This is a genomic window from Borrelia maritima (genome assembly GCF_008931845.1).
Lineage (GTDB): Bacteria > Spirochaetota > Spirochaetia > Borreliales > Borreliaceae > Borreliella > Borreliella maritima.
The window spans coordinates 17,595-39,902 of sequence record NZ_CP044537.1 but is presented as its reverse complement, the minus strand read 5'-3'; the positions used below and the strand labels follow the sequence as shown (position 1 = coordinate 39,902).

Here is a 22,308-nt window from a genome sequence, read left to right as displayed (position 1 = left end):
GAAATATCTATACAAATAACATATTATATATATAATATGTTATTTGTATAGATATTTCATCTCTACAAATTAACCCAAAAGATTAAAACCCAACTCAAAAAAATTAAACTCTAACCTAAAAAAGCTAAAGCCCGACTTGAATTTTTCGAAAAAGCTAAACTTTAAACCCCAAAAGGTTAAAACTTATAAAGTTTGGATTTTTACAAAAAAGTAAATAATGTTTATATGTTTTTTTACAATTTTTTTTAAAAGCAAATCTACTAAGCAAAAAAATTTTATAAAATTAATCCAAATGAATTCATTCTAATTGGAGAACACCTTATCAATTCTTATAGCACTACTCACCAATTACTTGGAATTATTATGACTTCTGGAATTCCATTGTCTCATCTAAAAAATCCAAATATCAAAACTCCTTACAATTTCAAATCTGACATAATTTCTTATACATTAGAAGCGGCTTGCAAATTCAAAACATACTCTCTAATTTGTTCTAATAAAATTTCCAGATGCATTGAAAATATAGACAAAAATAAATTACCATCTATTGCTACAACCAAAATCAAATATATTTTAAAAAATATATTTGATTTTAAAATTACTACTAAACAACTAAAAATTGCTTACTCTTTGATTGCTAAATCTAGAGAAACACTACATGAAATCAAATACAACTCTAATTTTAAAAACATCTTTCTAGTTAACACTCCTTGTATATTAAATCTATACGAAAAACTTAACTACATCAAATCATTTACACCTCTAAAGCTCAATAAAAACAATCTGAATTATTATAAAAACAGCACCAAAAAGCTTAAATCTACTATTACAAACTTAATTTCAAAATTTTTTACTGAAAAAGAACCTTGAAAAAACTTACATACTCTAAAGCAATACATTAATGCTAACCTAAAAATCTAGGAATCTACAAAAATACTAGTAAAATTGCAAAAGCAAATTATATCTAAAATTTTTTTCTTAATTAAGGTGAAAAATTTTTTGTAATTTCTATTTGAAATAGCTGCTAATTAGCGACATAACAAAAGGCATTAGATTATAAGATATAACAACGGGAACAACTACTACTACAATAAACTTATTATTCTGTTACTTACCTTAAGCTTTCCCAAAAAAAATTTGACTATTAATTTGTAGCCTTTTATCAAGATCTCATGCCAAACTAGACATATCTTTATTTAAGATCTCATGCCAAACTAGACATATCTTTATTTAAGATCTCATGCCAAACTAGACATATCTTTTTGTAAATTCTTCTCTACAGCATCAATTTTAGAGTCTAAATTATCTATTTTGATATTTTAATTTTTTTCTACAAAATAAATCTCAAAAATAAGATTATCGAACTTCAAGTTGAATTGTTCTTCTAAATTTTCCAAATCTTTATATGTAAGCTCATTATGATAATATCTTTTTGACAAGTCTTGTGCTATTAATTGTTCCATACCTAGTCACAAGAACTCTTTTATATATTTGCTCTTCAGTAATATTTGATGGAAACATTTCTTTCACAATTCACTTACCTGCTAAAGGCATTTTAGCATAAATCCAGACCAAATGGATATCAAATTTTGAAAATCACACAATTCTTTGCAGTGAGAATTGTCAATTCTATTTGATTATTTTTTGCCGAATTTTCAAAATCCAATTAGTTATAATTCCTGCGAGATCCAAATCTTTAGAATAAAGCTTAAATACTTATTTTTCCAAATCTAATATTCGATTATATAATTTTCTAGAAAATCTAACATTGGGATTTGTAATCAAATAAGCTATAGTGTGAATATATAAAAATACACTACCCGTTTTGAACCTAAATTCAATATAACAAATTTTATCAAAAGTCTTACATATTTTTTTGGAAAATTTACAAACAAAAGTATAATCATTGTACAATTTATCATACTTGATCTTCTTGAATCCATAAAACATCCTCAAAACCGCATCCTCATCTTTCTTTGGAAAGAAATAAACATATTTTTTCTCTTTGTTTAAAAAATTCACTAAATAAATTGAAAATTTATCGGCTTGAGTCCTGAATGCTTTTAAAATATTCATCAATCTTGTATGATATATGGTTTTATCGCCAATGATTTCTTTTTTAAAAAAGGCGTGATTCTCAAAGACTATCATTTAAAGTATTTATAGGATACTTTTGTAAAGTACAACAATGCTGCTCATTTGGTTACTTTTATCATTTACACTTTTTTATTATTTTATATTTTATTGTAATATTGCAAAAAACTAGAAATAGTAAATGTACTTATTTATAAATTAAGTTTACAACATCTTTGTTAAAAATTTAATTTTTATAAATTAATATACTAATTTAATAATACCGGTTCAAAAATTTAGATATGCTTGTTTATTTTAATAAAACAAGTTTGCTGTTCTTTCAAACCCTTTGCAGATTCCTTAATTATTCTTCAAGCTCTTTAGATTTTTAAGATATTTTTTCAGTTTTTCTAAAAACTCCTCTGGTTTATTTAAATCTTCGATTTTAATTTTGACAGTTTTGAAAATACTTTGGGAGGCCAATCAACATCATTTATTTAAATTTTATCCCTTAATGTCATTTAAACCCTTCACGAAATTAACAGTAAAGTTTTCTATTATGTATCTCTTATTGAGTTTGTTTTAAATTTTTATTGTTTTGACAATCTAATAAATCTGTTTTATGGTTGCTGAAAAATATTGTTTTATAGAGAATAATTGTTCAAGCGAATTTTTGATATTTTTTAAATCTAAGATTTTCCACTTTTATAAAAAATCTTTTTTATAAAATAAGTGATTAATTGCTTTTTTCAAGCTCAATAAGCTTTGCCATTTTTAATCTTAAAAAAATCACTAGAATTGGAATTTGCAATATCTTGCTTAAATTCCAATATTTCATCATGTAATTTGTCTTTTTGAATAAAATCTTTTATGGCGCTTAAACAATCTTTAGTTTCAAGCTTTTCACAAGCATATCGTAAGCATTAGAGTTTATTAAACTATTATAGCTGATATCAATCTCAATATCCAAACCATGTAATAGAAATTCCAACACATAGAGTTAACCCCCAAAATACAAGGCATTAGGATCAAGCAGCAAATAAACCATTACAATAACTTCTAAGAATAAAATGCTAAAGCATTAATTTTACTGCTGATTAAACTATATTTCGAACATGCATCGATTAAATTTAAGCTTGTTTTTTCTATTCATGGTGTCATCTTTTGCGTCCTTGTCAAATGCAATTTCACTTTAATTTTAATAAAAATAAAATATTTGGATTCACTATTAGATTTCAATGCCCACATTAAACCTAAATGTTTAATTAAAAAATTGATTGTTATTCTAAATGCTTTTTCTAACTTTAAAAACATTTCTAAAGTTAGCTTCTTTTTACGAGTTACTTAAATTCTACAGTCAAATATAGAATACGTTGCTTTGCATTTGCTTTTTGTTTTTAAGTATTGATATTATCAGTAATATTAATTTAAATTTTACTCTTAACTAAAAGCTCGTTTTATTGTCGAAAATAAAACACAAACATTACCCTATAAATAAGGTAATATTGCAATACTATTTAAACTATAAAATGCAAATACTAATCTATAAATTAACAAAAAACATATAAGGGAGCTTTCTTAATGAAAATTAAAAATATAGTAAACATATTAATATTTGTATCTATGGTTTCAAATAGCTGGGGAAATGAGTCAAAAACAAATACCCCAAATGAAAATTCTCAAAATAATATTTTAATAATCTCAGCTACAAAAGCAGAAATAGAAGAGATAAATAAGATTATTCAAAACAAAAAATCTATTTCAATAGAAGAACATAGAAGAAAAAAAAAGATTACCATTGGGAAAGTAGCGTATCATAATATAATTACCATAGCTACGGGAGTTGGAAAAATAAATACAGCCCTTTGGACAAGCTATATTATATCAAAATATAAAATTAGTCACATAATCGGTGCTGGGGTTGCTAGTGGAATTTATAGCAATAAAAACAAATTTATAAAAATAGGAGACGTTGTAATATCTAAAGAAACAACAAGTTACGATTTTGATCTACATAAATTTGGATATGAAATTGGACATATTCCAGAATACCCTAAAAAATTTAAAGCAAATACTGCGCTTATAAGGAAAACTTCTAAGATAAAAATAAAAAATATAGCCTCATATATGGGATTAATAATTACTGGAGACCAATTCATTGACCATCAAACTTTGCAAGAAATTCCAGAAGAATTTGAAAACGCAATCGCAATAGACATGGAAGGCGCAGCAATGGCTCAAGTAGCATACAGCTTTAAAATTCCCTTTATAATCATCCGGGGAATATCTGATATAGTTAATAATGAAAATAATTATAATGATTATAAAAAATTCTTAAAAAAAGCTTCTTCCAGCTCAGCAAAAATAGTAGAAAGCTTAATTAAGTTAATGTAACTTATTAAGTTTTTAATTGTATTTTTTATTTTTTTATAATCTTCTTTTGGATTTAGTTGTAGCATCTTGTAATATATATACTCATCTCTTTAAACTTATATTCTTCTAGCCCTATAAAATTGCTCTCTTCTTTACTTATAACGAATTGGCGCTTCTTGCTAAAATCAATATAAAAGAAATAAAGTAATGCTTAGTATTTTTTGCCTTATCAATGAACAAATCCCTTCAATGAGTACTATCCCCCAATAAGTTCTCTACACTATGCTTGATTATGTCTTTTTTTTATTATAATCCCCCAACAAGTAATCTCTTTATTAAAATAAATATCCCCAATACTTAAAAGCCAAACTATTAATCCCATTGATACAAAAAGCTTAATTTTATTTAATAATTTATTTTCTTTTTATAAAAACATTAATTTCTTTTTTACATAATTAAATTCTCAATATATTAGAAAATTGTTATTGTAAAAATTCTATTCTATTTTATGCCACTGACAATCAATATCATTAATAATATTTATCCAGCAATAAAGAATACCTATACCAACAAATTAAAACTTAATTAAAAAATCTGTGCTTTTGTAATGTTGTATTAGCTGTGTAATAAATTTATTTATTAACCAAAAATCTAATCCTTGTTATTTTTGTGACTTGTGACAATATTTTAAGCCCATAATATAGGCTTAAAATATTCAGCTTGTGAATTATTATTGAGACATTTTTCATAATACAAAATAGTTAAAGCTTAGAATTGCGTTATATATTAATAACAATTGTTATTGTTTAATTTAGGAGTTTCAAAATGAAAAAAATAGTATTGTTAATACTGATAAACCTGATCAGTTCGTGTAAATGGTACGAAAATAAAGCCGCAAAAGAAAAGAACAAAAATAGCTCGATAGCATTAACAACTAGTAAGCAAAGCTTAAATGAATTAAGTGAAGGAAAAATAAAAACATTAAGTGCTCAAGATCTCTTAATGTTGGCAAGCGAAGCCAAAATCGATGCTGAAAAATCTAATGAAGAAGTCAATTCTCAAAAGAAAAGCAATAGTAAGAATATAGAAGTAAAAGATACTCCCAAGCTAGTTCAAGCAATTAAAAAGTCATCAGAAAAGATTGATTTGGCTTTTAAAGCATTAATTATGTCAGGCTATAACGCCTCACCAACAGCTAAAAGTAATTTAGAAAATGGATTAAAGATGATAAATTTACTAGATGAATTGTTAAAAATAGCGGTAATTGATGAGTATGATAATAGCATTAGTAAATATAATGACCTTAAAAAGGCAATAGACAGCTTTAATAATCAAAATTCATTAATAAAGGTATATTTAAAAAATTCAAGCAATGAAGATAAAATTGAAGCTAAAAAATGCATAAAAACACTTATGTATAATGTTGAAACATATTTTGAAGGCGTATATAATGAGCTTAAAGATGAAAATAAAAATGGGCATGACATCATATTAATAACCTTAAATGAGGCAATTTGTAAAATAAAAAATTCGGCAATGGCCATACATGTTTGTTTTAAAATAGATTAATTTTGAAGGTTTTTTATATCTAAATTTTTTTCTTAATTGTGCGCTTTAATCTCAATTAAAAAAATCTTTTAAGTTGGTTTTATAAAGGATAAATTATTATATCTTGTTGGCAGTTCTTTTACAAACAATATTCCAAGCAAGATATAAATATAAAAACACCAAATGTGGAAATATGCTATTTAGAAAGATGAAGAAGGAAAAAAGATAAAATATCTAAAAACACCCACGCCCAACCCCAATTAATCTATGTGAATTAATGATTCACTTTACATAGCTTTGCATTTCAAAAAAGAGCACCGCCTTTTACATTAAATATCAACTTAATTTTTTTTGGATTTTAGGAAAAACACGATTTACCGTGCTATATTCTTTGTAATTTCGCCAAAATCATTAAAATACTGTAAAAGTATTTGTACTATTTATATTTTAGATAATAAAGCCTCCCTATAAAGAGCCTATATTCTCAACCCAAATTTAAAGTCTTAAAACACATATAATCATTGCTAGATTCATTATTTCTAAAAGTAATCAATATATTTTTACTTATATAAACTATTGAAAAAAGGTTTTTAGAATATAAAAGTCCAAAAACATTAATAATCTACCAGCAAATATTTGCAATAATAGCATTACGGGTTTAAAATTAAAACATATATGTTAAGTAAAAATACAAAAATTAGATCTGTTTATAGAATATTTATAATCAGTTGTTGCTACAAGTCACAAAATTCAAAAAATAAAAGAATCAAACTGCTATAATAATTTTAAACAGTTAGGAAGGGTTAATATGATTAAATTCCCTAAAAACCATATATCAAATCTTCATATTATAAAAGAATATGAAGATGTCACTATTAAGTGGGATAGAGAATACTCATTATTTAGAAAACTACATGGTAAAAATAAGACACTTGAAGATTGGTTAGAATATACCAAAAAAGAAGAAAATCAAAAAATTAAAGAATTTGCAAATAAATTTATCAAAAAAAGAAAACCTAAAATATAAAAAGAATAAAGAAGAGTTGCAAAGCATAAATAAAGGTTATATAAATCGGTTACAAAAATACTACAGCAATGTTTAAGACTTTATAAAAGGGTTCTTTCGGAATATTTAAAATAGAAAAAATTAAATAATTTGAACATAAATGAGCTTACAAAAAGATTATAAAATAGAAGATTTGAAAAAAGATAGCAAAATTTTGTTTTAATTTATAATTTTAAATTTTTAGTTATTATTATAAAGTAAAAAATGAATTTTTTAGACAAAAGGTACTTATATATAAAAAATCTTACAAAAAAAATATCTAATTTGGCATAAAAGCTTAAAAAAGATATTTAAAAAATAAAGAATTTTTTATAAGGAAATAATTTGAACAATAGAACGGTAAATATTATGACAATAATAAGGACCCGATATATCATACCGTCTCTGTTATTGTATTTATTATTAAAAAAGACTTTAAATTAAAATGAATAGCAGGCTTGGAAGGTTAATATTAAAGATAAGAATATTTTAATATTAACCTAAGATAAGAGAAGATTAATTTCTAATAGATCTAAAGGGGAATATCCCCTCTAAATACAAATTATTTTTTCTAAAAAAAGATTAAATAAGAATAAAAATTTAAAAAATAACAAGTAAGCATCTAAAATTTGATTAATGTTTATAAGTATAAAAAACAAAACAATGCAAATTATGCCTGTTGATAACAAAACACATTATTATGTTGTATGATTTCTAATATAATAATATAATTAATCTACGCTAATTAAGGAGAATATTTATGAAAAATAAAACAATTTTATATATATGTGTTTTTTTGCTTTTAAACAGATGCAATCCCGACCGTGATACTAAATCAGCACTAAAAAACATGCTGATAAAATAAAAAACGAATATATTAATGAAATAAAAAATTTAATAACAACAACTAAAGAAAGTATAAACAAAAACGAACTGCCGTTGGCTAACCCGATAAATCAAAAGCCTATAAACAGTAAAAATGGAAAGAAAGCTTTCGAGATGGATAGCAGCGCCTTCGACCTTATAAATAGTTTTTTAACCAGATGATGAATTCAACGAATTTGCAAAAATATTTCACAAACCAAAACTACAATCACCAGGCAAGATATTAAACAGCATAGCAATTTTAGAACTTAACATAGAGCAGACAATTAATCAATTAGAATCAAAAAAAGATGCCTTAGATAAGGCATATACCCTTGATTTAGAAAAGATCAAAAATTCTCTTGAACAATTAATTCTCTATAAGGAAATTTTTTTCAAAAAGCATGAAACAGATTTTATTAGATTATCAAAAAAATAAAAATTCTATAAAAACAGAGAATTCTAAATTAGAAGAATGCCTGAACACAACATTAAATCGGTTTAATGAGGAAAAGAAATAAGCTAGAAATCTGAAAAACACTATATTATCAATACCTATTCCCAGCATTATGAATTAAAACTTATTAATAAGGATTTTTAAAGTAAAAAAGGCCTTTAAATATAAAAGCCTAATAAAAAAAGTTACTATTTTACATTAATATTGCTTTAATAAAATACATTGATATTTAAATAATTATAAAAGCAACCTTATTCACTTCACAAATCAAACATACTGTCGCCTAAATAACAAATTTGGTAAAAATCAATCAAGGATATATAAAATAGATTTAAAAAATTTTATATTACAATAAATTATTTAATTTAATTAAATATTTGCTTATAATAAGTATATATAAATAAATATGGAATTATATAAAGGAGAGTATTTATGAAGTACCATATAATTACAACTATATTTGTTTTTCTATTTTTAGCTTGTAGGCCGGATTTTAATACTGATCAAAAAGAGATTAAATACCCCCACCCTGAAAAAATATCCAGACCCACAACCGAAGACTCTAAGCAAAAAGAATCAAAACCTACGACAAAAGAGGAGCTTAATAAAAAACAAGAAGAAAAACAAGAAGAAAAACAAGAAGAAAAACAAGAAGAAAAACAAGAAGAAAAACAAGAAGAAAAACAAGAAGAAAAACAAGAAGAAAAACAAGAAGAAGAAGAGGAAGAGGAAGAACTGATAAAAAAACAACTAAAAAATAGACTATTTGATGATTTAAAAAAGCAAATAGAATCAGCCTACAATTTTAAAGAAAAATATGTAAAAATTATGGAAAAAGAACCTGAAGACCATTACGGAATGTTGCCATCTTTTAGGGGATTAAATTGGGGGGCAGGGACTGAAAAGATGACTGCCAATACCGAAAGATCTATAAGATTTAGAAGGCATACTTATACTGTTTTAAGCCCTTTGGATCCTCATGAATTAAAGGAATTTTCAGATATTATTCAAGATATAAATAAACTAGCACCAGTAGTAAGTATATTTAATTCCTTTAGCGCTATTGGAGGAGCTCTTGACATAGTAATTGATCACCTATATTCCAAAAAAGACAATCTAGACAAACTAGATATTTCGGATTTAGAAACGCTTAAAAACTCATTTGAACAAATATTATATATAAAAGGAAGTGTCGCAGGAAGATCAAAAAAACTTTTACTAGATTATAAAAATCTAAAAACAGATGTTAATAAGCTTAAATCTTATTCAAATGAACTGGTCAATGAAATTAAGCAACAATCTCTAGAAGCAGGAAATCTAAAAAGACTTATAGTGTCAAAATATAACCCTTAATGTTTAGCTTTTAAATTTACTAACAATTTAAAAACGCATATTTAAGCTTTATCAACAATTTAAAAATAGTATATTTAAGCTTTTGTGGGAAAATATTTTAACTATTTGGATAGGTATTACTATTAATATGGTTTTTGGCTTAGAAATTCTTGTATTATTCCTACTGAAAGAGTTTTCACAGATATCATAAAAGCATATTCAATCCCATCCCGGTAAATTAATTCTATTAACTTATATCCATCTAAAGCTCACATAAATTATAGGTTAAAAATTCTTTTGCTTTTTTAGTTAAAAGCACTTGAAATATAGAATTATTTCCTCAAAGGAAATTACTTTTTCTATAAATCTCTAATTTGTAAATTTGCTCTTTGTAAACACTTTCTTCTGCTGCGCTCTTATCTCTACTTTTTGTCCTTTATTTCAAGCAACTTTTTACATATTTAAAAGCTATACTTTTTCTTTTTCCCTTGCAAATTTTTAAAACATTTCTTGTTAAATAGGATCCTAGTTGTTCAATTTTATCTCTTGCACCTTAGAACAATTCAAACTTTGCTCCCAAACTAACAAAACTGTTCTAAAATTTATATCAATTTAATCTCTTTTTGGGCATATAGTAGCGTTTCTAGATAATGGCGCGTTATTATATGTAATTGATTGTTGCTAAAGATTTTAATGCTAAATAGACAGTCTTTTAGAATACTTCCTTTGGCCAATCCATTATATTAACACAAATATTTACATTCTTGCTTTTAAAAGCATTATTAATAACTTACATTAAGTTGCTGGTTTCAAATACCGTATTTTTGGAATCTTGGTCAAAATCAAAAACTATTTCCTTATTCTTTACTTTTTTCAAGCAATTTGATAAAATTGCCCCCAAATTATCTATTTGTACTTGGCTAAAACCTCAGTGTTTTATATGTGCCTCAATTAACTTTTTGACCTATTTTTTGAAAAGCTCGGCAGCCACTTTGTAATATTGCAGGCCCAATATCGGCCATTCCTATATATGCTTGTAATTTTGATTTTAGTGTTGATTGTTCAACAAACCAATAATCCAATGTATTTGCTGATTGCTTTACTTTTAACAAAAAATTATACTTAAGTATATAAGCAATTTGTTTATTAGGGGTTTTTGATTATTGTCAAATTTATAATTTTTGATAAAATATAATTTTAAAGCATCGTTTTTAAATATAATTATTTTCTTCATTGAGTTTAAATTTATTTTTTATAAATACTTTTATTAATTTTAGTTTAATCACAGTTTACATTTCCTATCCAGTTGATATAAAAATAGCATAACATTGCATAATATATTTTTATGACTGTTGAACAAATACCCACAAAATAAAACAAAAAGCTTTGAAATTCAAAAAACCACCACAATTTAAATATACATTCAAAAACTCAAATGTAATCAAATTTACCAAAGAAAATATAAAAAATTAAATTATAGAAATAGCTTCTTGCTTTAAAAAAGTTCCTACCCTGGTTTTTACTTCTTTATAATAAGAATCTTTAAGATTTAGAGTTATATTTATATCTCTATCATACAAAGTGTTACAACTACTTAAAGTTCACATAGCACCCCTTTAATTGGCAAGTTCCCTATTGATCCCTTTAATAAAATTAAATTTAATGGTTAAAACACTTTTAACAACGCTTACTTTAATATTTGAAATGCTAATTATTTTATAGTTTTTATTGCTCATTTAGTTATAATACACTTGACAAATTTTTATTTTTCCTGTTAGCTCCTAAAATGTTTTATATAATAAAAAATACTTTATTTTTTTAAACCTAAATTTTAGGTAATAAATTTTATATACGGACATACAATAAAAAACTTATTTTAATTTCTTTAAATTATCCCAAATGTAAAAAATCAATAAATATTTTTGTATGCTGTGTTTTGTTATTTATTTCTTAAACTTTGATAAAAATATTGTCTTTTTAGAAATTAAATTTTCATTTTATTAGCATTTAGACTTTCCAATACCCGACCTTATATTTTATGCAAACCCCCTTTTATTATCATTATTTATTGATTTTAGACACCCCGCTCTTGTCTCTACTTTTTTATCTAAATATTAAATTTAGAATATATGATTCTAATCACCAATAAATTCTAGCATCTCTAAAAATATCACTATCGTTTTAAAACCCATCAAAAATAATAAAATGGAATATTAAAGTTATAAAAATTAATTACACAAAACTACTGCAGTGACAATAATAAAATTGAATTGATGAAAATTTTATATAAAAAAATAACAAAAACTTTATAAATTTGAAGATTTTCTTGAAAATTTTATCATAGCAAGAAGATAAGTATTATTAATGTTTATTAGTATAATAAACATTAATAATACAAATTTAACCCTAGCAATAAAGATGGGATCTTATTTTTTAGATAGAGTTTTTAAAAGCTTTAAAAAAATCTTAAAACTTAAAAAATATTAAACGGCTTATCATAATACACCCTTACTTTCAAAAATTACTTATTTAGTCTCATAAAAGTGTCTTATTATTCTGCCAAGCTTATTGTGTTGTATGTTCTCTAATATAAGAATATAATTAATCTATACTAATTGAGGAGAAATTTTTATGAAAAACAACATAATTTTATGTATGTGTGTTTTTTTACTTTTAAATAGCTGCACTGCCAACCATGACACTGAAACGAGAATAAAAAAACATGTTAATAAAACAAAAAACGAATATATTAATGAAATAAAAGATTTAATAGCAACAACCAAAGAAAGCATCGACAAGCGTAAACTGCTACAAGCTAAGCCAGTAGATCAAAACCCTGTAGATGATAAAAATAATAAGAAAGTTTTCGAGATAGATCAAAGAGCTTTCAATTTTATAAATAGTTTTTTAACAGATGATGAATTCAATAAATTTGTAACCATATTTCATAAACCAACACTAAAATCACCGGGCAAAGTATTAAATAGCATAGCAATTTTAGAACTTAACATAGAGCAGGTAATTAATCACTTAGGCTCAAAAAAAGAGACCTTAGATAAGACAAAAACCTTAGATTTGGAAAAGATCAAAAATTCTCTTGAACAACTGTTCTCTATAAGGAATTTTTTTTCAACAATCATAAAAAAGGTCTTATTGGATCATCAAAACAATGAAAATTCTATAAAACCAGATGATTCTAAATCAGAAACATATTTCGATACGATATATAATCAGTTTAATGAAAAAAATAAAGAGACCGTAAATCTAAAAAAAACCATATTATCAATACCTATTCAAGCATTTTGAATTTAAATTTATTAATAAGGGGTTTTAAAGTAAATTAGACCTTTAAATATAAAGGCCCAATAAAAAGGTTTATTATTCCCCATTAATATTGCTTTAATTAAACAAACATAAAAACAAATTGAAATTAATTAAGAAATGGCAAACAATTTAACCTTTAAAAAAGTAAAAATCGAAAAAACAATTATTTTAATATCAAAACAAATCCAATAAGAAATTTGCTTACAATAGAAAACTTTGCTGTTAATTCCAAAAAGGTTAAATCGATATTGAGAGATAAAATTTAAATAAATGATGTTGATCGGCTCCAAAGCATTCTCAAAACTGTCAAAATTAAAATCAAAGATTTAAATAAACCAAAGAAGTTTTTAGAAAAACTGAAAAATATTTTAAAAAGATAAAGAATTTAAGAATAATTAAAAAGTCTACAAAGGGTTTTAAAGAGTTTTGAGCTTGTTTTATTAAGATAAGCAAACATATCTAAATTTTTGAACCGGTATTACTAAATTAGTATATTAATTTATAAAAATTTAATTTTTTAAAAAGATATTATAAAGCCGCTTTAAACGCTTTAAAAATTCTTTATGCCCTCAAAATTTTTGAATTTTAAAACAACAAACATTAAGAACCTAATTCACAAATAAAATATACTATTATTAAAATAAATAAATTGGGTATAAATTAAACTATATAAAGAGAGTATTTATGAAATACCACATAATTACAACCATATTTGTTTTTCGATTTTTAGCCTGCAGGACAGATTTTAATACTGATCAAAAAAACATTAAATGCCCGCCTACTGAAAAATCAAGACCCAAAACTGAAGACTCTAAGCACAAAATCAAAGCCAAAATAGAAAACCTAAAGCAATAAGAATTAAAGCCCAAAATAAAAAAAGAGCTTAAGAAGAAATAAGAAGGAAAACTTAAGAGAAAACAACAACTAAAAAATAAACTACCTAATGATTTAAAAAATTCAATAGAAACGGCTAATGCGCATAAAGAAAAGCATATTAAATATAAAAGAAATGGAAAAAGAACTCGAAGATCAATACAGAGTACGGGCTTTTAAAGCATAGAGTTGGAGAGAAGGGCCCGAAAAGATATCTGACAATACCGAAAGATCTGCAAGATTTAGAAAGACATACCTATACTATTTAAGTGTCCTGGATATTAATTAATTAAAGGAATTCCCAGATATTATTCAAAATATAAATAAACTAGCACCAGTAGTAAATATATTTAATTCCTTTAGCGCTATTGGAAGCGCTATTGACATAATAAGTGACCACCTGCATTCCAAAAAAGATAGGCCAAATAAACTAGATATTGCGGATTTAGAAACGCTTAAAAATTCGTTTGACAAAATATTATCTATCATAGAAAGTGTCTCAGGAATGTCAAAACAACTTGTATTGGATTATGAAAATAATAAAGATCTTATAAAAAGAGACATCAATAAGCTTAAATTCCATGTAAATAAACTTGAAAATGAATTTAGACAACGGGCTATAGAATCAAGAAATCTGCAAAAGCTTATAGTGTCAACATATAACCCTTAAAAGTTCAACTTTTTAAGTTGTTAATCAATTTAAAAACAGTATATTTAACCTATATGAAAAAATATTTTATCCATTTAGATAGGTATTGATATTAATATTATTTTTGACTTAGAAATTCTTGTATTATTTCTACTGAAAAAATTTTCACAGATATCATACAAAGTATACTCAACCTCGATAAATTAATTTTATTAACTTATATTCATCTAAAGTTCACATAAATTATAGGTTAAAAATTCTTTTGCCTTTTGGTTAAAAGCACTTGAAATATAAAATTATTTCCTCAAAGTGAACTACTTTTTCTATAATCTTTAAGTTGGGAATAGTGTCCTTATAAATTTTAACAAAAAATTTAAATTATTGTAGTAATATCTCAAACAGATCTAAATCTATTATTAAAAATTTGATTGAAAACTTTTTTTTGAAAGACAACCTTTCAAAAACTTAACAATCTGAAACTTTACATCAATTTTGATCCCAAAAATCTACAAAAATATCAACAAACCATAAGCAAATTACTTCTAATGTTTTTAGTTGCATTCTTTAGGTTAGAAATTTTAGCTCCTTTATTTTTAAAATATTTTTCGTGTTTCTTTTATAAATTTATGTATTACATTTAGCATCATGTTAGATAACATTTTGCTTATCTTTAAGCACGCAATTGAAATTATTATTAGGTTACATTCATTTTATTAAGAGTATATCCAGAATCAAAATAAATTTATTGATTAACAAATTAATCTCCACCTATAATTCCTGTGAACTTTGGTTAAAAATTATTTGCTATTTTTTATTAGATTTTAGTTTTAGGTGTATAAAAATATCTGGTCATTTGATTTTTACTATTTAAATTTTATCTTTTAATTTTATACTTTTTAGACCTGACTATATTCTTTTACTTTCTTTGAATAAAGAATCTTTTATCATTTATAAAGATGGATAATAAAAGATATGTAGTTTAATATTAATTAAACTATAATTTAATTTTTACAAACATTTAACCTAAAATAGATAGGTTGTAAAGGATTGTAATATCTTTTATTTCAAAGGTATATTAACAGTATCTATTTTTTGGCTTTTTCTATTATTTCTAAATTTATACACCACAACAATAGATAATGTACAAAAAATAAGTATTAATAAAACAAATATATTTATAACACTTATAAAATTAGCTAAAACCAAACATATAGCCGGTGCGATAAATGAAAATATACGAGATATTACTCTATTAATAGAGGTTATGGTTCCCAAAACCTTTGAATCTATATTTTTTCTTAAAAAATATTCTAAATTATTAGAATAAATAGCAATTAAAATTACTAAAAATGTGATTACAGCAATAAATATGTGAATATGTGAAACTATTTTTATTAAAACTGATAATAAAGATATTATGGTTAAAATAACATAAATATCATATTTTGGGTGTTTAATTTTTCCAAATGCCCATTCTCCTATAATATATGATAAACGAAACAGCACATAGATAATTCCAAATATACTAATAGATATGGTTTTGTCAATAAAAATTGCTTGCCAGTATAAATAAAAGGGTTGATAAAAAAATTGAATAGAGCCAATCAAAATAAATAATTCTAAAAGTTCTTTGGATTTTAACAATGTTATTATAATTTTTTTAAACTTTATAAGATACAAACTTAAATCTTCTTTACTATGATTATGATCTGTATTTTTATCATTTGGTATAAAAAAAATTGTAATTAAAGACACTACTAAATATATTAACAATGAAATTAGATAAATTTTTATATCAATGTACAAATATAATACACTTCCTATGTATCCGCCTAAAATAGCGCCAATGCTTAGGATTATTTTTACAAATGATATAAAAGCTTTTAGCTTTTTTGAGTTATTTTGATATATTTTAGTAAAGCTAATGTCAATCTCACCGGTGTTAATAGAAGCTGACATCCCATTATAAACCATGAAACACAAATAAATACAAATGAAAAAGTTTTAAAATAATAAAATAAGAGGTCATTGATAGAAAAATTGATACCAAGTAAACAATTTTTCTATCAAAAATATCTGATATTACACCCGATGGAAATTCAAAAATAATAATTGCTACCATATAACAAATTTGTACCATAGCAATATCTTTTAATTGATAAGCCTTTGTTTATTTAAATAATAGTTAATACAGCGTGCGGCAAAGTTCTTGCAAATTCTGACAAAAATAATATCTTTGATGTTTGCTTTCTATCATAAATTTTTATTATATTTAAAAAATTATTTTTTTTATATTCATTACCAAAGCAAAAAATAATATCAATAACAACCTTAATCAATGCAATTTTATTAGTAGAAAAAAAGAAGGGGCCTGATAGTTTTTATTTGCTAACATTATTTTACTTTCTAATTTAAAAGATGATAGCTTTTTTATAGATCCTATGTCATCAAATTGGTTGTAAGAAAATACTTGGAATATAAAACGAACCACTGCTTGAGAAAGCATTGATATAGCCAATATTTATAGGTGGAATATTTAAATACAAAATTTATGAACTAAAAGCAAATAGTAGCCAATCATCTGCTGTAAGCACTATTAATGTTGATTTAATTTTTGAGTTAGTAAAAATATTCTCTAATAATTTTACTTAGTGATTTTATTTTTTCTTCAATTATATCTACCTTGTTAGACCCTATATTATTATCACTAAACAAAAATTGTTTGGTTAAATTAGATTCTTCTATTTTGTCTTCATCTATAAAAATTATAGACCCTAATCCTAGATTATAAAAAGAATAAGACATAAAATTCCCAATACCACCACATAAAATATTTACAATTAACTTTCACAAGCCAAAAAAAGATATAAAGATTGATGAATACATATTGGCAAGATAATTATCGTTTTATTATTCTTTGCATGTAATTTAATTAAAAGCCTCAACCCAATAATCAACTAAACATATTGGGTAAAAGAAAAATAACAGAAAAGCTACTATTAGTAAAGCAATTAAAAAGCAATAGAAAATCTAAAAATCTTTTAGAAATTGAAAAATAGGATGTTTATAAATTTAAAGATCTAGCTCAATACAAAGAGATTCTAGGACTAAAGATGTTAGAAAAATTAAACTACAAAAAAATAATTTTAATATTTATATAAGTGGATTCAAAGAAAATATATAATATATTTGGGACGTTTACATTACTATTATTAACTACTGATAAATAATAAAACCAGATGATTTAACAAGAATTAGTAGTAAGTTATAAAAAATTTTATAACTTACTACTAATTAAAAATATATAAAAATCATAAAGGCTAATTTAATATTTTTTTATCAAACAAAAATATACTTAAAAGAGGCCGAGCTGTCTTTAAACCATATATTTTTCATTTTTAAAAATGAAGAAGGCTTGAATCTTCCAATTATGTAGCTAAAACAAATAAAAGTGCCGTGGGCCAAAGTTAACAAAACGAATTCCAGATTCATAACAAACTCATTGGTTTTAATTTCTAAATTAATACTTGAATACAGATTCTAGAAAATATTTAATATTTAAAACAACAGCATTTATATAATTAATAATGGTCCTTGTTAGTCTCTGGGGTCCTATAACGCCGCCATTAACAGAACATCCTTATTTTATTATTGCCCCTGCTAAAGTTTCTAATTCGCCCATTTTTTAAATAGTTAATCGTTTGTTTTAATAAATTTTCTATCTCTAAATCATAAATTATTCAAATCCTTGTTTTCAAGCACATATAAATTTCCTTTAAAAGCTTATTCCTTTTAAAATATTTTTAAGTGTTCGTCTCACTATTGATTTTTAAAACACATTTTTGCTAATCAAAATATTTCCCAACTTATTGCGCCATGTTTATTAAGCATGTTTCTTTGTAAAATATATTATGATCAAAATTAAAAACGCTCTTCGTTGCTTATTACTGGACAATTTATTTTTAATTGGATTCGACTTGCCTTTTTCGCTGATAATATTTAATTTTTCCCAAATACTTTATATCCATAAAACTTTGCTACTTAGAAAACGATCTTTTAGATTTCTGGTTGTCTATGTATATTCTTATATATAGAAATCATTTATTCACAATCTCTAAATTTATATTTTCTATTTTAATAATATTAAAAATTAAATTGCTTATAAAATTTTCTTATTGTCTTTTTGATTCCTTATATCTTTTTAAAAGTTTGTTAAGAAAATCTTTTTGATTTTCAAAAATCTCATCCATTATAAAACTTGCAAACCTAGAATTACTTTTATAAAAGGTATAACTTTCCTGGTTTTTAAGCTGAAGTCTTAGCGGTTTTATTGGATTTTGTTTTGATTTTTTTATTGTGCCATTTGATTTATTTTTAATATATCTTATAGAGGCCCTTATTCCATTATTGGTAATAAAATTTTCTTCTAGTATCCCCGCCTCAACTGCAGCAGCTAATTTTATATATTCATAAGATTGTGTTTTTGCTAATTTAAAATCTGATAAAAAATCTTTAAAAGACTTATATTCTCCTTCTAAATAGAGCTTCTTATCATTTATTTTCTTAAGAATTTTCATTGTATCAATAACATTATATATTTCTGATTTAATATTATTTTTTAATTGTGTAATTAATCGTTCAAATTCCTCTTTTCTTTGATTTTCATTGCTTTGATCAAGAAAATAATTTAAATTATTTTCTGAAATTCTTTTATTAATTTTTAAATTAATGCTTTTTTTATTCATATTTTCGCCCTTATGTCCAATAAGTCCGGCATGCCGGACTTATTAAGTTTGTCAATTCTTATAATTTTCCTAAAAAAACTTCCAATATTTTTTTATATTCAATAATGTAATCTTTTGAAAAATCAAATTTTTCATTACACCCTATTCTTTTATTTAAATCTTCTCTTTCACTTATATATCCCAAAAACCCACTTTTCAGGCTCACTATTTCCATTAATTGTTTGTGGGTAACATTTTTTTTAAACCTTGTAATAACAATAAATATTGGTATTCCAGCAACTTCTTTTATATATCTTCTTAATGTTTCAAATCCTTCAACTGCCCATTTTTCTGCCGTCATTGGGGATATTACATAATGACTGCTAATTAAGGAGAGCTTTAGTGTAAAATTTCTTTTGGGGTTAGTATCAATTATAATATAATCATAGTTATTTGCTATGGAATTTAATTTCGTCTTTAATAAAAATTCAATAGGAAGGTGTCGGTTGTTATAATAATACTCTCCATTTAATTCGTCAACTGTTATATAACTCGGTATCAAAGCTATGTTATTTTCAACATTAATAATGCTTTTATTAATATCTATTTCATCTTTTATAACATTTCCTATGTTTATTTTAGATACATCGAAATTTTTTGTTTCCAATTCATTATAATAATAGCTTGTGGTAGCGGCTTGATCGTCTGTATCGATTAAAAGTACTTTGTGCTTTTGCGATAATAGATTTGCAAGTATTATTGAGCTTGTGCTTTTACCAACACCCCCTTTAAGACTTGCAACTGTGATTACTTTTGATTTTTTTCTATCCATCTTATAATTATTCCTTTTTCTGGATATTTTTTACCATAAAATTCATATACGTGTTTTTCTAATTTTGTGAACATATCAATACAAGCCATATTATATGGTGTATTTTCTTTTTCTTTTTTAAATAAACGAAATAACCCTTTAAAGTAACAAAAAACGCTCCCTTTTTTAAATCTAAATTCTATGTAATATGCTTTTGATAATCCATATGACTTTTTAGTTCCATTCATTTCGTATTTTACGAAAATGTTTTTTATAGGTTTTCTATATCCGTAATAAATACCTAAAAATTTGTCCCCTTCTTTTATAGAATACAAACGAACTTCTTCAACTTTCATTTGATTAAATAGTGTTCTTAATGATATACGACATTCATTTCTTTTATTATCGATTCCTAGTTTATAAATGTCCATCATTATTTTTGTATGGTACATTGTTTTATTGTTTTTTTTTTCAATCTTTATAAAACGATCTTTATTTTTGCATTTAATTATTGGTTTTTCTATTTTTATGGATTTTATGATGTTTTTCATTTACTATCCTTATACGATGTCTTTGTTTAACGATTTTTTGTTCAGGCTATTTTTTTCTTTATGGTTTCTAATAATTCATAATAATAAATATTAAACACTTTGTTATATTCTAGTTTTTTTTTGCTATTTAGATAATTTTTTATAATTGGCTTTAAGCTTTTTATTTCAAATTCTTTTTTTAATTGCTCTATTAGTATGTTGAAAATATTTATTTTTATATGATTTTCTTTTTTGATTTCAGTTGATTTTTCTAGTTTAAGCTTTATTTTTTCTAGGTCTTTGTATTTTTTGTTTTCTATTATGAAGTGTGGCTTATTTTTGTAATTTTTGTATACGTTTTCAATTTGGATTTTCAATTGTTCATCATCATATCCCTTTTTTTTAAATTGTCTATGAGTTTCGTTTAGTATTTTTTTCAATATTTCTTCTTTTTTGTTAAAATAAAGTTTATTTTTATTTTTTGTTAAGCTAGTTTCAATTTTTTTTACTATTTTTATTATTTTAATTGTTTTATCTTTACTAATGTTTAAGTTTAAAATAGAAATGGCTTCTTTGGATAAAAAATTACATTTATTGAAATATTTTTTTATTTGATATTTTTCTATTTGATTATTTCTTATTTCTTCTTCTTTATTATTATTATTACTACTATTACATTCCCTTAAATTCAGATTCCCCTCTTTAGTAAATTTGTCTTTAAGGTATTTGTTGACTCTTGTTTGGAATCTTATATCTTTTTTTTCTTTAAAGTGTTGATTGATTTTAAGGTAGCATTCTTTTTTTTGATAATTAAGTTTGTAATAAATTTCAGTTCCTAAATTTATTCCCAAATGTTTATGGTAGTTGGTTGTTACTTTTATTTCTTTTTCTAATTTATAAAGATAATTTTGCATTGTTTTTAGTTTAACAGTTGGTTGTCCATTTCTTTTTAAATTTTCATTAAAGTAGTAAAGTATATTACTTTGGGTATATTTTTTATATTTACTGTTTATATATTTTAGCGTTGAGATAAAAACTATTAACTTACGTTGTAATTTATTCTGGCTGGATGTGTTTTTGTGGTTGATAAATGTATTTTGCATATTATTACTCCTAGTTATTTTGATTTTTATAAATACATTTATAGCACAGTATTTAAATAAAAGCAAATACTTTTATAAAAAAATCATAAAAATTAATAATTTGTTGTAATGTCTATAATTAGGAAGATTACAATTTAGCATGAAGACAAATTGATTTTAATTCTAATTTGAGCTATACTACAATTAGTGTAGAAAAATATTTTCATATTAACTACCTATTTATTTTTGATCATTTTATGAGAGGCAAGCAGGGCTTATATTAGTTCTATGACCAAAGAACCTATATAAGCCCTGAGCTTTTACAAAAATTTTTTGTTTAAAAGGCAATAAAAATAGTTTTTGATATTTTTTACACATATACTAAATTAAAGAATAAAAATATGAGAAAAATTTGTTTATTAATAATAATCTAAATTTAGATTTTGAAAATTCAATAAAAGGGAGGTAAATTTTTAAAAGTCCAGATAAGTTTTTAAAAAAATTAAATAACATTGTCAAAAATTTTAAGGATATGGGTATAAATATTTAAATTTTAATTAAATAGTAATTTAATTTGACAATAGTATTGATAAGCATAATTTAGATATTGAACTTACTCAATT

Annotated in this window: 16 protein-coding genes and 2 pseudogenes; 9 read left to right on the top strand and 9 right to left on the bottom strand. The window is 23.9% G+C overall.

Annotated features, from left to right (window positions below):
- The first annotated feature begins 363 nt into the window (after positions 1 to 363).
- Entirely contained in the window at positions 364 to 870 is a 507-nt protein-coding gene (locus tag DB723_RS04740) for a hypothetical protein (RefSeq protein WP_228459421.1), read from the top strand.
- 374 nt (positions 871 to 1,244) lie between these two features.
- Here the strand turns inward: DB723_RS04740 and bdr are convergent.
- Together bdr and DB723_RS04730 are read right to left on the bottom strand one after the other, a co-directional pair.
- Positions 1,245 to 1,521: pseudogene (bdr, locus tag DB723_RS05545) on the bottom strand (Bdr family repetitive protein); the annotation flags it as partial.
- 195 nt (positions 1,522 to 1,716) lie between these two features.
- Positions 1,717 to 2,151, bottom strand: coding sequence for a DUF226 domain-containing protein (locus tag DB723_RS04730; RefSeq protein ID WP_151553069.1), 435 nt, complete (start codon positions 2,149 to 2,151; stop codon positions 1,717 to 1,719).
- A gap of 1,503 nt (positions 2,152 to 3,654) precedes the next feature.
- Here DB723_RS04730 and DB723_RS04720 point away from each other — a divergent pair.
- The 5 genes and pseudogenes from DB723_RS04720 to DB723_RS04700 all read left to right on the top strand — a co-directional run bounded on the left by DB723_RS04720 (position 3,655) and on the right by DB723_RS04700 (position 9,713).
- The gene (locus DB723_RS04720; protein WP_151553067.1) at positions 3,655 to 4,467 is read left to right on the top strand and encodes a 5'-methylthioadenosine/adenosylhomocysteine nucleosidase; all 813 of its coding nucleotides are present in this window, start codon (positions 3,655 to 3,657) and stop codon (positions 4,465 to 4,467) included.
- An 804-nt stretch (positions 4,468 to 5,271) separates the two neighbouring features.
- Entirely contained in the window at positions 5,272 to 6,015 is a 744-nt protein-coding gene (locus tag DB723_RS05360) for a hypothetical protein (protein ID WP_188093273.1), read from the top strand.
- 787 nt (positions 6,016 to 6,802) lie between these two features.
- Positions 6,803 to 7,021: a hypothetical protein gene (locus DB723_RS04710; RefSeq protein ID WP_151553065.1), complete on the top strand. Its 219-nt coding sequence runs from the start codon at positions 6,803 to 6,805 to the stop codon at positions 7,019 to 7,021.
- Positions 7,022 to 8,108: 1,087 nt separating this feature from the next.
- Positions 8,109 to 8,424, top strand: a pseudogene (locus DB723_RS05720) (CRASP family complement regulator-acquiring lipoprotein).
- 368 nt (positions 8,425 to 8,792) lie between these two features.
- A complete protein-coding gene (locus DB723_RS04700) occupies positions 8,793 to 9,713 on the top strand; it encodes a virulence associated lipoprotein (protein ID WP_151553063.1) in 921 nt (306 codons plus the stop codon).
- Positions 9,714 to 10,639: 926 nt separating this feature from the next.
- On the opposite strand, the gene DB723_RS05355 is transcribed toward DB723_RS04700, so the two are convergent.
- Positions 10,640 to 10,804: a hypothetical protein gene (locus tag DB723_RS05355; RefSeq protein ID WP_188093272.1), complete on the bottom strand. Its 165-nt coding sequence runs from the start codon at positions 10,802 to 10,804 to the stop codon at positions 10,640 to 10,642.
- A gap of 1,519 nt (positions 10,805 to 12,323) precedes the next feature.
- Between DB723_RS05355 and DB723_RS04695 the strand changes: the two genes are divergently transcribed.
- From DB723_RS04695 to DB723_RS05530, 3 genes are all read left to right on the top strand, one after another.
- Complete coding sequence (locus tag DB723_RS04695) at positions 12,324 to 12,998, top strand: virulence associated lipoprotein (protein ID WP_151553061.1); 675 nt, start codon at positions 12,324 to 12,326, stop codon at positions 12,996 to 12,998.
- 702 nt (positions 12,999 to 13,700) lie between these two features.
- The gene (locus DB723_RS05535; RefSeq protein WP_228459420.1) at positions 13,701 to 13,871 is read left to right on the top strand and encodes a hypothetical protein; all 171 of its coding nucleotides are present in this window, start codon (positions 13,701 to 13,703) and stop codon (positions 13,869 to 13,871) included.
- A 325-nt stretch (positions 13,872 to 14,196) separates the two neighbouring features.
- Positions 14,197 to 14,559, top strand: a complete 363-nt coding sequence (locus DB723_RS05530; protein ID WP_228459426.1) for a virulence associated lipoprotein — start codon at positions 14,197 to 14,199, stop codon at positions 14,557 to 14,559.
- A 1,038-nt stretch (positions 14,560 to 15,597) separates the two neighbouring features.
- Here DB723_RS05530 and DB723_RS04685 read toward each other — a convergent pair.
- The 6 genes from DB723_RS04685 to DB723_RS04660 all read right to left on the bottom strand — a co-directional run bounded on the left by DB723_RS04685 (position 15,598) and on the right by DB723_RS04660 (position 21,706).
- Positions 15,598 to 16,497 (bottom strand): MFS transporter, encoded by a 900-nt coding sequence (locus DB723_RS04685; protein ID WP_228459419.1) that lies wholly within the window; start codon positions 16,495 to 16,497, stop codon positions 15,598 to 15,600.
- Positions 16,498 to 17,157: 660 nt separating this feature from the next.
- Positions 17,158 to 17,343 carry a ThiF family adenylyltransferase gene (locus DB723_RS04680; RefSeq protein ID WP_151553059.1) on the bottom strand — a complete coding sequence of 62 codons (186 nt, stop codon included), beginning with the start codon at positions 17,341 to 17,343 and terminating at the stop codon, positions 17,158 to 17,160.
- Positions 17,344 to 18,710: 1,367 nt separating this feature from the next.
- Positions 18,711 to 19,283: a chromosome replication/partitioning protein gene (locus DB723_RS04675; protein ID WP_151553058.1), complete on the bottom strand. Its 573-nt coding sequence runs from the start codon at positions 19,281 to 19,283 to the stop codon at positions 18,711 to 18,713.
- A gap of 58 nt (positions 19,284 to 19,341) precedes the next feature.
- Positions 19,342 to 20,094, bottom strand: coding sequence for a ParA family protein (locus tag DB723_RS04670; protein WP_151553056.1), 753 nt, complete (start codon positions 20,092 to 20,094; stop codon positions 19,342 to 19,344).
- Positions 20,070 to 20,624: a DUF226 domain-containing protein gene (locus DB723_RS04665; protein ID WP_151553054.1), complete on the bottom strand. Its 555-nt coding sequence runs from the start codon at positions 20,622 to 20,624 to the stop codon at positions 20,070 to 20,072. Before DB723_RS04665 ends, DB723_RS04670 begins: the two co-directional genes overlap by 25 nt.
- Positions 20,625 to 20,665: 41 nt before the next feature.
- Positions 20,666 to 21,706, bottom strand: a complete 1,041-nt coding sequence (locus tag DB723_RS04660; protein WP_151553052.1) for a plasmid maintenance protein — start codon at positions 21,704 to 21,706, stop codon at positions 20,666 to 20,668.
- Positions 21,707 to 22,308 lie beyond the last annotated feature (602 nt).